Raw genomic sequence first — 12,505 nt, forward strand, 5'->3', positions numbered from 1 at the left:
GGCCACCACCGCGTCCCCGGGCGCCGCGCGGGCTCCGTTCCGTCCCCTCCCTATCCGGGGCCGGAGTCTCTAGGCTCGAATCACACCCCCCACGACCGTCGACCGTCCCCCACCGAAGGACACCCGCTATGCACCGCGCCTTGATCGTCGTCGACGTTCAGAACGACTTCTGCGAGGGCGGCAGCCTCGCCGTGGCGGGGGGCGCCGATGTCGCCGCCGCCATCACCGATCTGATCGGGGAGGCCCAGGCCGGGTACCGCCATGTGGTGGCCACCCGCGACCACCACATCGACCCGGGCAATCACTTCTCCGCCCAGCCGGACTTCGAGCAGTCCTGGCCGGCGCACTGCGTGGCCGGCACGGAGGGTGTCGGCTTCCACCCCAATTTCGCGCCCGCGGTCGCCTCGGGTGCGGTCGAAGCGGTGTTCGACAAGGGTGCCTACGCCGCGGCGTACAGCGGCTTCGAGGGCCTCGACGAGAACGGTGTGGGGCTGGCCGACTGGCTGCGGGACCGCCGGATCACCGAGGTCGACGTCGTCGGCATCGCGACCGACCACTGTGTGCGGGCGACGGCGCTGGACGCGGTCCGGGCGGGCTTCACCACGCATGTGCTGCTCGACCTGACCGCGGGGGTCGCCGAGGAGACCACGGAGCGGGCCCTGGAGGAGCTCCGCAGGGTGGGCGTGAAGCTGTCCGGCAAGCCGGTGGTGTAGCAGCACGGGCCCGCGCTTCGCGATCCCCGATCCGCGCAGGCCCCGCGCCTCAGGCCGGCCGTCGTACGGATATGGCCGGGCGTACCAGGGCCCGGATCGGGTGCCAGAGCTCCTGCGCCTTCTCCGGTCTCGCCCGCCACAGCAGCCCGTCGGGGTGGTGCAGCACCGCGGTGATCTCGTCGGGTGTGGGCGGCTCGGCGTTGCCGCGGAGGTAGACCGCGCGCAGGCCCGCGTTGCGCAGCCGGGTCAGGGCACGGGCCCGGTTGGCCGCGTGCACCAGGACCCGGACCGGCGTGCCCGGACCCGCTCCGTCCGTCGGACTGGGCAGGGTGATCGCCACCACCACACTGCCGTTCGGCAACTTGCAGAATCCTCCGCCAGCCATGCTCCACGCTCCCCCGTGAGACGTCGTGTCAATAAGAATCCGAACAAGACGCACCTAAACACGATCGGCCGCCGCCCGCTAGAGGGCGACGGCCGATCATGCTCTGACCTGCGGTTATACGAGACTACTTGTGCGAGGGACCGACCTTGACGGTGATCGTCGAGCCGCTGCGCGGCTCCTTGACGATCGAGATCCGGGTGTTCGTGTCAGGGACCTGAACACTTCCGGTCGGGTTCTCCTTGTACCAGTAGGTGCCCTTGTGGTCATCGAAGGCCGGGACACCGTGCTGCGACTTGATCCGGACCGGTGCGTCCGCGTTGTGCAGCGTGAAGGCGTCGGTCGCGTACCAGCTGAAGGGCGCGTCGAACGGCTGGATCTTGTTGCGCATGATCGAGCCGTCGGCCCACTTCAGGGGCTTGGCGTGGGAGTCGACCGGCAGGATCAGACCCTGGCCCGGGTGGACCGAGACGTTGTTGTCCTTCTGGGACTTGTCCCAGAGCCAGACGAGCAGACCGTTCTGGTACGGGTAGTGCTCGACCCAGTCGGGACGGGTCTTGGAGAAGCCGAAGTTGTACGGGCCGACCTTGAGGGTCTTGTCGTAGCTGACGTACTGGCGGTTCTCCGCGATGTAGTACTGCGGGTAGTCCTTCTCGAACGACTCGCCGACGCGGGAGAAGCCCTTGGCGGTCCAGCCGTTGTCGTCGCCCTCGGCGTTGTCCGTGAAGAGCACGGCACCGTCGGCGTTGACCGAGATGGTGTCGGCCGCGAAGCCGATGCCGCCGGCGCCGCCGTCGGTGGCGTAACGGAAGCGGATGTCGATCTTCTTGCCCGCGTAGGCGTCCAGCGGGAAGGAGAGCTTCTGGTACTTGCCGGAGACGTCGGTCAGGGCCGGCTTGTCACTGGCGTCGCGCGGGATCGCCTTGCCGTCGGCCGTGCCGTCGATCGCGGTCCAGCTGGTGCCACCGTTCTCCGACACCTCGGTGTAGAGGTAGTCGTAGTCCTTCTCGATGTCCCACCAGCCCGCAAGGTCCAGGGAGGCCTTGGACTTGCCGGTCAGGTCGACCGAACGGGACAGCGTGTTGCTGAGGTTGTCGCCCATGTCGCTCCACCACTGCTTGGAGCCCTCCGCCGGCTTCGTGACGGCGGTGGTGACGGGCTTCTCGGGCAGCGTGACGACGAGCGCCTGCTTGTTCTTGGTGTTGTACTCCGACACGCCCAGCTTGTGGGTGGACTTCGTCGAGGCCTTGGCCTCGGCGTAGTCGAGCCAGCCCAGCTGGAGCTTGTCCCAGGCGGTCATGTCGCCGGGCAGGTCACCGATCGAGTCCTTGCCGGTGCCGAGCCAGGAGCCGGCCGACATCAGGGACCAGAAACCGACCGAGTTCTCGGCGGTGTTGGTGGTGTCGTAGAGGTCCGGCAGGCCCAGGTCGTGGCCGTACTCGTGGGCGAAGACACCCAGGCCGCCGTTCTCGGGCTGCGCGGTGTAGTCGCCGACCCAGATGCCGGTGTCACCGATCTGGGTGCCGCCGGCCTTGTTGTCGGCCGGGCCGGTCGCGCCGGCGTCGGTGCCGTAGGCGTACCAACGGTGGGCCCAGATGGCGTTCTTGCCCTCGGCGCCGCCACCCGCGGACTCGTCCTCACCGGCGTGGACGATCTGGAAGTGGTCGATGTAGCCGTCGGGCTCGTTGAAGTTGCCGTCGTTGTCGTGGTCGTAACGGTCCCACTGGTCGTACTTGGCGAGATCCGTCTTGATCTGCTCGGGCGTACGGCCCTTGGCCTTCTGGTCGGCGGCCCAGGAGTTCACGCCGTCCCGGATCATGTCCCAGGCGTTGGCGCAGTTGGTCGCGCCGCAGAAGTTGGAGCCGTAACGGGCCTCGTTGTACGGCACCTTGACCCAGTCGGAGACCTCGCCGTCGACCGAGTAGCGCCCGGAGGACGTCTTCTCGTAGTACGTCTTCAGCGAGTCCTTGCCGGCACCCGAACCGAAGTAGAGGTCCTGGAAGTGCGCCTGGTTGTAATCGGCCTGCCAGGCGGTGCTGTTGTCCTTCTTGGGGTCCGGCTTGGCTATCTTGTTGTGCAGCGGGCCGGGCGTGCCCCCGTACTTCGGAACGGCCGGCTTGGGACCGTCGCCGTCCGGGTCGAACATGGTGGTGTTGTCGACCTTGTCGCCGAACTCCACCAGGATCGTGAAGATCTTGTCGGTCTTCTCGCGGCCGAGCTCGACGTACTTCTTGTCGTCGAGCTTGACGACCTTGGAGCCGCCCCGCTTCGAGACCTTCTTGTCGCCCGATATGACCTGCTCCAGGGCGGCCTGACGCTGCGCGTCCTGCCGCTTGCTGAACGGGCCCTTCAGGTCGTGCTCGTTGCCCTTGGCCGACCCCGGGTCGCGGCGGTCGATGGTGGTGCTCTTGGCTGCGGGCGTCTTGTCATCTGCCTGGGCCGTGGCAAAAGCTGACGCCGTGGCGGCTGTGGCGGCCATGGCCACGACAACCGCTGCAGCGCGAAGCGCCCGTCTGTTCTTGGTCACTTGATGCAGTCCTCCCCGGCACTCGCCGCTGCGGCCAGGGGAATGTGGGGCCGCGCGCGAATACGCGTCACAAGTGACGACATTCGACCGGAGTTACGCGAGAAAAGACAGATCTTGACTTGAACAGGCCAAGTGCACTATGTAGGAGAACGCTTCCGTTATCCGGACGTTCATCGAGCGGGCAACCGGTGCGTCATGGACCACGGTTGGAGCGGAGTATGACTCCGTGCGCCCCCCGTGCACCAGTACCGTGGGTTAGGTCGTGCTTACCAGTGGTCCCTCTCGGGCATCCACCGTCGTAGAGTCGCTTGACAGTGCGACCGTGTTGAGAGACTGCCCATCCGATGCCCCGAGGACGGATACCGCCATGCCGCGTCCCACTGCCGCACAGCTCTCCTACGGTTCGGTCACCGTCGTCTTCGCGACCCTCGCGATGCTGCTGCTTTCCCGTACGGGTTCGGGCGTCGGAATCGCCGTCATCGGAACCGCGGCGCTCGCGCTCGGTCTGCTGGTGGCCGTGACCGTACCCCAGCCGTCACGCGCGAAAACCGCGAAGCAGGCGAGGGCCCGCTCCACGGTCCGGGTGAACCAGGACGCGGTCTCCGCGGCCGTCGAGGCCGAGGGCCCCGCCCGCGACGGGGTCCAGTCCCCGATCCTCACGCCCCGCAAGGCCGCACAGCCTTCCGCGCCCGCCGCGGACGCGCGCGTGGGCCAGCACTCCCTGCGGCACTGAACCGCCGTACCGCGACCGCACACGGCTTCCGGAACCAAGTCCGGTACGGCGGATCAGGGGCGGCCGGGGCCTGGGGTCTGTCCGGCGGATCAGGGTCGGACGGACCCTAGTTGATCTGCACGACCACCGTCTTCGCCGCCTTGTCCTGGAGGCCCTGCCGGTACGGCTTGTCCGTGAACATGAGCACGATGTTGATCAGCCACCACAGGCACGGGCAGCACAGCAGCGCCGGCAGCCACAGCACCACGGCCCGCAGGAACGACGCACCGGTGTCCGGCACCCGGCCGTCGTTGAGCATCGCGACCCGCAGCTTCAGCAGCCGCTTGCCGAGGGTCCGGCCGTCCTTGTGCGTGAAGTACGTGTCGTACGCGACGTAGACGACCAGGCCGATCAGCGACCACAGCAGTTGGTGCCCGCTGTACGTCTGACTGAAGACGTCGCCGACGCCGTTGCCGTTGCCGTTGCCGCTACCGTTGTTGTCCGACATCTCGACCGCGCCGCCCCACGGCAGCGAGATCAGATAGAGCGGGATCGAGATGATCAGGAAATCGATCAGCCGGGCCAGGATGCGCTTGCCCGGCTCCGCGAGCGGGGGCATGCCGGCCAGCGGATCCACACCGCCGTACGGTCCGCCGCCACCGAAGGGGCCCGGATCGTACGGCGGCGGGGGCGGCGGAGCGCTGTCGTACGGCGAACCCGATGACGGCGGCGGCTCGTGCGGCTTCTTGAGGAACGGGTCGTCCTCGGGCGGCTGACCGGACGTCGGCTGATCGTTGCTCATGGGGGCAGTGCACCCCGCCCCGGGGGTGCCCGCAACGGCTCAGGTGCGTTCGGGGGAACGGGGCGGCCCGACGGCCCCTCACCCGATGGGCCGTCGGCCGGATGAGTGCAGTCAGCCCGCCACGAAGGTGTGTGCCGCCTTGTCGTGCCAGCACTGGCGCCACGGCCGGTCGAACAGGCACCACAGCACGTTGACCACGCCGATCACGAGGACGCCCAGCACGCCGTAGACCAGCCAGCGGCGCAGCGCGGCGCCGAAGGCCGGGGCGCCGTGGGACTCGATGTCCCGCACTTCGAGTCCGCAGAGCTTCTTGCCGAGCGTGCGCCCCCACTTGGCCGTCGGCAGCGCCTCCAGCAGGACGCCGAGCACGAGGAACGCGCCGAGCACCCCGCCGAACAGACCGGCCGTGGTGGAGTCCACCAGCCAGACGGTGACCGTCTCACCGGACAGCTTCGCCGCGTTGATCTTCTCGTCGATGTGGTCCAGTGCCTGCGAGACGAGCGGGAAGCCGACCCCGCCGACGAGCGCCATCAGCACGACGGTGTCGATCAGCCGGGCGGCGAACCGCTTGCCGAGCCCGGCGGGCCTGGCCGCCGCCTGGGCCTGCGCGAGCTGCTGGAAGGGGTCGTCGACCGGAGGCTTCCAGGGCACGACGGGCTGGTCCGGCTGGGCACCCTGCGCACCGAACTGCGGGCGGGGCTGCTGGGGCTGGAGTTGCGGCGGAGGCTGAGGCTGGTGCTGCTGGACCGGGAGCTGGGGCTGGGGCTGCGGCTGGTGCTGCTGGGCCGGGAGTTGGGGCTGGTGCTGCTGCTGGGCCGGGAGCTGGGGCTGGGCGGGCGGATTGGACTGCTGCGTCCAGGGGGCGGGGTTCTGCGCGGGGGCCGGGGCGGGATTCTGCGCCGGGATCGGGACGGGGTTTTGTGCCGGGGCCGGGACGGGGGCCTGTGCGCCCGTGCCGGGGGCAATCGCGCGGATCGCCATCGTCCCCTCCGTGGCCGCCGGTTCCGGCGTCCGGCGAGCGAGCCGACGGTCGACCCGGATCGCCACGGTGTTCTCGGGGACCTGGCCACCGGCGTCCCGCACGCCCGGCAGCACACCGTCCGCCGACTCGGAGGGAGAAGGAACGGGAGCGGCGGCGGGCCGTCGCGGGTCCGCGGGGGCACGGACCGCGGGAGCGCGGTCGTCCGGCACCTGGGCGGCCGGGACGGGGTTCACGGGGACGGGGTTCACCGGGACGAGGTCGGCGGGCATGCGCGGATCGTGGCCGGGCTCCGTACCGGCTCCGGACTCCGGCCCCGACGGCCGGGCCTGTTCACCCTGGCCGCCCTGTTCATCGGGCCGGCCGGGGCCGCCCCAGGAGACCCGGCGGTCGCGTTCCCCGCCGAATCCGGTCTGCCGGGAGGCGTCGGCCTGCCAGGCGGTGGCCGGTTCGGGGCGGTTGCCCGCGTGCCGCTCCTCGTCGAGGAAGACCGGGCCGGTCTCGTCCACCGGTGCCGGGACCGCCGGGAGCGGCTGCGGCTGCGGCTCGGCCGCCGGGGCGGAGGGCTCTGCTCCGGAAGGCGCCACAGGCATCGACTCGCCCTGCTGAGGAGCGGGGCGGCTCGTGCCGGGCACCCACGAAGCACCGTTCCAGTACCGGACATATCCGGGAATGGACGGGTCGGGGTAGTACCCCTCGCGGGGGCTTTCGTCACCGGGTGCCGGGGTTGGGGCGCTCATCACCGTGGTCCCGTATCTCTTCGAGGCCTGAATGCAACGGGTCCACATCTACCAGACGCCCGCGTACCCCTGGGCCACTCCAGGGGTTTGGGCCGCTTTCCCTTCGCCCGGAAATATTTTTCGGAAGTCGCGTAATAGATGGCGGGGAGGGCGCTCTCTCCTTGTGCGGGCCGGTCATGGGACCGGCCCACAGGCACCGGAAGGACGCACTCATGCACACCGTCGTGGAACGCGAGCTGGAACTCAAGCTGGTCCTGTCGCCCGAGCGCAGCATCCCCGTATCCGCCCGTCTGACGTACCGCACGGAGGACCCGTACGCCGTGCACGTCGCCTTTCACATCGGCTCCGACTTCCCGGTCCACTGGACGTTCGCCCGCGATCTGCTGGTCGAGGGGGTGTTCCGGCCGTGCGGTCACGGGGACGTCCGGATCTGGCCGACCAAGGTCGAACGGCGCAACGTCATCTTCGTCGCGCTGACCTCGCCCGACGGGAACGCGCTCCTGGAGGTGCCGTCCGCCGCGGTGGCCGCCTGGGTGGAGCGGACGCTGCGGGTGGTCCCGCCCGGCACGGAGGCCGAGCTGCTCGGGATCGACGAGGGCCTCGCCGAGCTGCTCGCGCCGCTGCCGGCCGACGACCTGTGGATGCGCGACCCGTGGCCGTCGGACGAGTCGCAGGACGGCGAGGCGTGAGCCGGCGCGGTTCCGCCCGGCCGCCGGCACGCCGACCGTCAGAACACCTTGCCGGGGTTGAGCAGCCCCAGCGGGTCGAACGCCTGCTTGATGCCTCGGTGCAGTTCGACGCTCACCTCGCCGAGCTCGCGCGCGAGCCACTCCTTCTTCAGGACGCCGACGCCGTGTTCACCGGTGATCGTGCCGCCGAGTTCCAGGCCGAGCGCCATGATCTCGTCGAACGATTCGCGGGCCCGCCGGGACTCGTCGGCGTCGGTGTGGTCGAAGCAGACGACGGGGTGGGTGTTGCCGTCGCCCGCGTGCGCGCAGACGCCGATGGTGAGGCCGTACTTCTCGGCCACGGCCGCGGTGCCCTCCAGCATGGCGCCGAGCTTCGAGCGGGGTACGCAGACGTCGTCGATCATCGTGGCCGACTTGACGGTCTCCAGCGCCGTGAGCGACATCCGCCGGGCCTGGAGCAGCATCTCGGACTCGGCGGCGTCCTCCGCGGGGACCACGTCGGTGGCGCCCGCCGCGGTGCAGAGCTCGGCGACGGCGGCCAGATCGGCCGACGGGTCCGGCGTGTCGAAAGCGGCGAGCAGGAGCGCCTCGGTGGTGTCGGGGAGGCCCATGTTGGCCATCTTGTTGACGGCCTGGACCGTTGTACGGTCCATCAGTTCGAGGAGTGACGGAGTGTGACCACGCTCCATGATCCGGCAGATCGCGTCGCAGGCGGTCGCCGCGCTCGGGAACTCCGCGGCCAGGACCAGCTGCTGCGGCGGCCGGGGCTTCAGCGCGAGCACGGCCTTGACGACGATGCCGAGGCTGCCCTCCGAGCCGACGAAGAGCCGGGTGAGGTCGTACCCGGCGACGCCCTTCGCGGTGCGGCGGCCGGTGGTGAGCAGACGCCCGTCGGCGAGGACGACCTCCAGGCCGAGTACGTATTCGGCGGTGACCCCGTACTTCACGCAGCACAGGCCGCCGGACGCGGTGCCGATGTTGCCGCCGATGGTGCACATCTCCCAGCTGGAGGGGTCCGGCGGGTAGCAGAGACCGTGTTCGTCGACCGCCCGGGACAGCGCCGCGTTGATGACGCCGGGCTCGACGACTGCGATCCGGTCGACCGGGCTGATCTCCAGGATCCGGTCCATCTTGACCAGGGACAGCACGATGCAGCCGTCGGAGGCGTTGGCCGCGCCCGACAGGCCGGTGCGGGCTCCCTGCGGGACGACCGGGACGCGCAGCGCGGTGGCGGTGCGCATGACGTGCTGGACCTGCTCGACCGTGCGCGGGAGCACGACGACCGCGGGCGTGCCCGCGTCGCAGAAGCTCGCCATGTCGTGGGCGTACGAGGCGGTGACGTCGGGATCCGTGATCAGTGCCTCGGCGGGCAGTCCCGCACGCAGTTGTTCGAGAAGACCGTTCATGATCCAAGCGTGACACCCGGGCCCATTGGTGTGAACCCGTCCGCGGCAGCCTTCGCAAGACGCGGTGTGCTCTTATTACTGACGCAGAGTGATCGGCATGGATGTCATGCCGCAGCAGCCTCCGCAGCCCCCCGAACCGAGCCGCCCTCCCCTTGACGACCCCGCGCTCTACGGCTTCTCCGGCGCCTCCGCGCTCTCCGAGCTGGCGTCACCGGCCGAGCTCCCGCCCCTCTCGCTGCGTACGACGCTGCGCAGGGCGGCCCTGGGCGTGGTGGCGGGTGCGGTGCTGGTGACGGGTGCGGTGGTGGCCGTTCCGGAGGACGGGAAGAAGGCCTCGACGCCGCCCGTGCCCGGCCCGGTCTCGCGTGCGCTGACGGCGACGGCCGCGGGCTCCCCGGCCTCGCTCTCCGACCTGACGGCGCTGATCGGGGACCAGCAGCAGTGGGTGGGCACGCATCCGTCCGACGCGCGGTCCTGGGCGGTGCTCGGCACGGCCTACGTGGAGTGGGCGCGGCGTTCCGCGGACACGGCGTACTACGGACGGGCCGAGCAGGCGCTGAAGCGCTCGCTGAATGTCCGGCCGGGTGAGAACGGGAACACGGCGGCCTGGGTGGGACTCGCGGAGCTCGCCGACGCCCGGCACGACTTCGCCACGGCGAAGAAGTGGGGCGAGACGGTACGGGCGCGGCAGCCGAAGCAGTGGACCGTGTATCCGGCGCTGATCGACGCGTACAGCGGTCTCGGGGACTACAAGTCCGTGAACACGGCGGTGGCGAGGTTCACGGCGCTGCGTGCGGGGGTCCCGGCGCTCCTGCAGACGGCACGGATGTACCTGGCCCGCGGCTGGCGCGAGGACGCGCTGGCCAACGCGCAGGACGCGGCGGACCGGGCGGCCACACCCGCGCAGAAGGCGGAATGCCTGGCCCTGCTGGGCGAACTGGCCTGGGAGCGGGGCGAGCCGCAGGAAGCGGTCGCGCAGTACAGCGCGGCGCTGCGGACCGACCGCGCCCACCATCCGTCGCTCGCGGGCCGGGCCAGGGCACTGGCGGCGCTCGGCCGTACGGACGAGGCGCAGCGCGACTACCGGGCCGCGCTGGCGCAGCTCCCCCGGCCCGAATACATGGTGGAGCTGGGCGAGCTGTACGAGTCGCTGGGGCTGGACGGCGAGGCCCGCAGCCAGTACGAACGGCTCCGCGAGGCGCTCGCCCGGGACGATGCCCAGGGCGTGGACAACGCGCTCCTGCGCGGCCGTTACGAGGCCGATCACGGGGACCCGGACGCGGCGGTCGAGCTGCTGGACGCCGCGTGGGCGCGCTCGCACCGCAGCGCGGCGGTGGCGGACGCGCTGGGCTGGGCCCTGCACCGCTCCGGCGACCCGTCCGCCGCGCTGGAGTACGCGGCCCACGCGGTCGACACGGGCGGGCAGAACGCCTCGTACGCGTACCACCTGGGCGTGATCCAGAAGGCGTTGCGGGAGTACGGTCCGGCGCGCCGCAATCTGGAGGAGGCCCTGCGCTCCAACCCGCGGTTCTCGCCGCTGGCCGGTCCGGCCGCCCGGGAGGCCCTGGACAGCCTGACGCCTCCCCCGCCGGTCGCCCCGCACGACATGCGGCCCGTCCAGGAGCCCGAGCCCGAGCCGGTGCCCGCGGCCGAGGCTCCCGCACCGCAGAAAGCGGAACCACAGAAGCCGGAGCCGCAGAAATCCGGGCCGCAGAAGCCCGCGACAACGCCACAGGCCCCGGGCAGCCGCTGAGGAGCCCGGAGCCTGTGGCGCGCCGACCCGAGGGTCAGAGGTTGCCGCGCTTCTCCTGCTCGCGCTCGATCGCCTCGAACAGGGCCTTGAAGTTGCCCTTGCCGAAGCCCATCGAGCCATGGCGCTCGATCATCTCGAAGAAGACGGTCGGGCGGTCCTGGACCGGCTTGGTGAAGATCTGCAGCAGGTAGCCGTCCTCGTCGCGGTCGACGAGGATCTTCAGCTCGCGCAGGATCTCCACGGGTACGCGGGTCTCGCCCGCCCACTCGCCGAGGGTGTCGTAGTACGAGTCGGGCGTGTCCAGGAACTGGACGCCCGCCGCCCGCATCGCCCGTACCGAGGCGACGATGTCGTTGGTGGCGAGCGCGATGTGCTGGACGCCGGCGCCGCCGTAGAACTCCAGGTACTCGTCGATCTGGGACTTCTTCTTGGCGATCGCGGGTTCATTGATCGGGAACTTGACCTTGAGGGTGCCGTCGGCGACGACCTTCGACATGAGCGCGGAGTACTCGGTGGCGATGTCGTCGCCCACGAACTCCTTCATGTTGGTGAAGCCCATGACCTTGTTGTAGAAGCCGACCCACTCGTTCATCCGGCCGAGTTCCACGTTGCCGACGCAGTGGTCGACGGCCTGGAAGGTGCGCTTGGCCGGGGGCTCGACGATCGGGTCGGCGGCGGCGTAGCCGGGGAGGTAGGGGCCCTCGTAGCCGGAGCGCTCGACGAGGGTGTGGCGGGTCTTGCCGTACGTGGCGATGGCGGCGAGCACGACGGTGCCGTGCTCGTCCTTGACCTCGTGCGGCTCGTCGAGGCCGAGGGCGCCGTGTTCGACCGCGTACGCGTAGGCCGCGCGGGCGTCCGGGACCTCGATGGCCAGGTCGACGACGCCGTCGCCGTGCTCGGCCACATGGGCGGCGAGGAAGCGGCCGTGGTCGGTGGCGGCCTTGATGACGGAGGTGAAGACGAAACGGGCCGATCCGTTGGTCAGTACGTAACTCGCCGTCTCGCGGCTGCCGTTCTCCGGTCCGCAGTAGGCCACCAGCTTCATGCCGAACGCCGTCGAGTAGTAGTGCGCGGCCTGCTTGGCATTGCCGACGGCGAAGACGACCGCGTCCATTCCCTTGACCGGGAAGGAGTCGGCCTGCCGGGCTGTTTCGGGGGTGGTGTGCAGAGTCTCAGTCATGTCCGAAGGCTCTCGCCGCTTCGCAAGGTGCGCAATAGTTTGCGAATCTGCTGGGCAATCTGTACAGCGGATAGGGATGATGAGCGGGCTATCTGTACATGATGACCATCACGTCGGCCCTCCGGAGAAGACCATGGCGATCGATCATCTGGACGGGCGGCTCATCGTGCTGCTGGCCCGCGAGCCCCGCATCGGCGTCCTGGAAGCATCGCGCAGACTCGGTGTGGCCCGCGGGACGGTGCAGGCCCGGCTCGACCGGCTTCAGTCGAATGGAGTCATCCGCGGATTCGGCCCGGCGGTCGATCCGGCGGCGCTCGGCTATCCCGTCACCGCGTTCGCCACGCTGGAGATCAAGCAGGGCCAAGGCTCCGACGTACGGGCCCACTTGGCCGGCGTACCGGAAGTACTGGAGCTGCACACCACCACCGGGCACGGCGACATGCTCTGCCGTCTCGTCGCGCGTTCCAACGCCGATCTTCAACGGGTGATCGACCGGGTTGTCGGTTTTGATGGCATCGTCCGGGCCTCCACGGCCATCGTCATGGAGAACCCGGTCCCGCTGCGGATCATCCCGCTCGTCGAGCAGGCCGCGGAGGACAACGACTGAGCCGAGGAGTGACGC

General features: G+C 70.1%; 11 protein-coding genes. 5 read left to right on the forward strand and 6 right to left on the reverse strand.

The window, feature by feature from the left end:
- The first annotated feature begins 128 nt into the window (after nucleotides 1-128).
- Nucleotides 129-713, forward strand: coding sequence for an isochorismatase family protein (locus tag ACFVX4_RS04610; RefSeq protein WP_389971845.1), 585 nt, complete (start codon nucleotides 129-131; stop codon nucleotides 711-713).
- 49 nt (nucleotides 714-762) lie between these two features.
- On the opposite strand, the gene ACFVX4_RS04615 is transcribed toward ACFVX4_RS04610, so the two are convergent.
- Together ACFVX4_RS04615 and ACFVX4_RS04620 are read right to left on the reverse strand one after the other, a co-directional pair.
- On the reverse strand, nucleotides 763-1,098 hold the full coding sequence (locus ACFVX4_RS04615; protein WP_389971847.1) for a hypothetical protein: 336 nt from the start codon (nucleotides 1,096-1,098) through the stop codon (nucleotides 763-765).
- Nucleotides 1,099-1,222: 124 nt separating this feature from the next.
- Nucleotides 1,223-3,622: an immune inhibitor A domain-containing protein gene (locus ACFVX4_RS04620; protein WP_389971849.1), complete on the reverse strand. Its 2,400-nt coding sequence runs from the start codon at nucleotides 3,620-3,622 to the stop codon at nucleotides 1,223-1,225.
- Between the two features lie 367 nt (nucleotides 3,623-3,989).
- Here ACFVX4_RS04620 and ACFVX4_RS04625 point away from each other — a divergent pair, with 367 nt between their 5' ends.
- Nucleotides 3,990-4,355 (forward strand): hypothetical protein, encoded by a 366-nt coding sequence (locus ACFVX4_RS04625; RefSeq protein ID WP_389971851.1) that lies wholly within the window; start codon nucleotides 3,990-3,992, stop codon nucleotides 4,353-4,355.
- Nucleotides 4,356-4,461: 106 nt separating this feature from the next.
- On the opposite strand, the gene ACFVX4_RS04630 is transcribed toward ACFVX4_RS04625, so the two are convergent.
- Nucleotides 4,462-5,136 (reverse strand): RDD family protein, encoded by a 675-nt coding sequence (locus ACFVX4_RS04630; RefSeq protein WP_389971853.1) that lies wholly within the window; start codon nucleotides 5,134-5,136, stop codon nucleotides 4,462-4,464.
- A gap of 111 nt (nucleotides 5,137-5,247) precedes the next feature.
- A complete protein-coding gene (locus ACFVX4_RS04635; protein WP_389971855.1) occupies nucleotides 5,248-6,855 on the reverse strand; it encodes an RDD family protein in 1,608 nt (535 codons plus the stop codon).
- Between the two features lie 212 nt (nucleotides 6,856-7,067).
- Here ACFVX4_RS04635 and ACFVX4_RS04640 point away from each other — a divergent pair, with 212 nt between their 5' ends.
- The gene (locus ACFVX4_RS04640) at nucleotides 7,068-7,544 is read left to right on the forward strand and encodes an SsgA family sporulation/cell division regulator (RefSeq protein WP_389971857.1); all 477 of its coding nucleotides are present in this window, start codon (nucleotides 7,068-7,070) and stop codon (nucleotides 7,542-7,544) included.
- Nucleotides 7,545-7,582: 38 nt separating this feature from the next.
- Here ACFVX4_RS04640 and ACFVX4_RS04645 read toward each other — a convergent pair whose 3' ends face one another.
- Nucleotides 7,583-8,950, reverse strand: a complete 1,368-nt coding sequence (locus tag ACFVX4_RS04645) for an FAD-binding oxidoreductase (protein WP_389971859.1) — start codon at nucleotides 8,948-8,950, stop codon at nucleotides 7,583-7,585.
- A gap of 97 nt (nucleotides 8,951-9,047) precedes the next feature.
- Between ACFVX4_RS04645 and ACFVX4_RS04650 the strand changes: the two genes are divergently transcribed.
- Complete coding sequence (locus tag ACFVX4_RS04650) at nucleotides 9,048-10,703, forward strand: tetratricopeptide repeat protein (protein WP_389971861.1); 1,656 nt, start codon at nucleotides 9,048-9,050, stop codon at nucleotides 10,701-10,703.
- A 34-nt stretch (nucleotides 10,704-10,737) separates the two neighbouring features.
- Here ACFVX4_RS04650 and hppD read toward each other — a convergent pair whose 3' ends face one another.
- The gene (gene hppD / locus ACFVX4_RS04655; RefSeq protein WP_389971863.1) at nucleotides 10,738-11,883 is read right to left on the reverse strand and encodes a 4-hydroxyphenylpyruvate dioxygenase; all 1,146 of its coding nucleotides are present in this window, start codon (nucleotides 11,881-11,883) and stop codon (nucleotides 10,738-10,740) included.
- 133 nt (nucleotides 11,884-12,016) lie between these two features.
- Between hppD and ACFVX4_RS04660 the strand changes: the two genes are divergently transcribed.
- Entirely contained in the window at nucleotides 12,017-12,490 is a 474-nt protein-coding gene (locus tag ACFVX4_RS04660) for an Lrp/AsnC family transcriptional regulator (protein WP_266418666.1), read from the forward strand.
- Nucleotides 12,491-12,505: the final 15 nt, after the last annotated feature.

This window comes from Streptomyces sp. NPDC058240 (genome assembly GCF_042882135.1).
Lineage (GTDB): Bacteria > Actinomycetota > Actinomycetes > Streptomycetales > Streptomycetaceae > Streptomyces.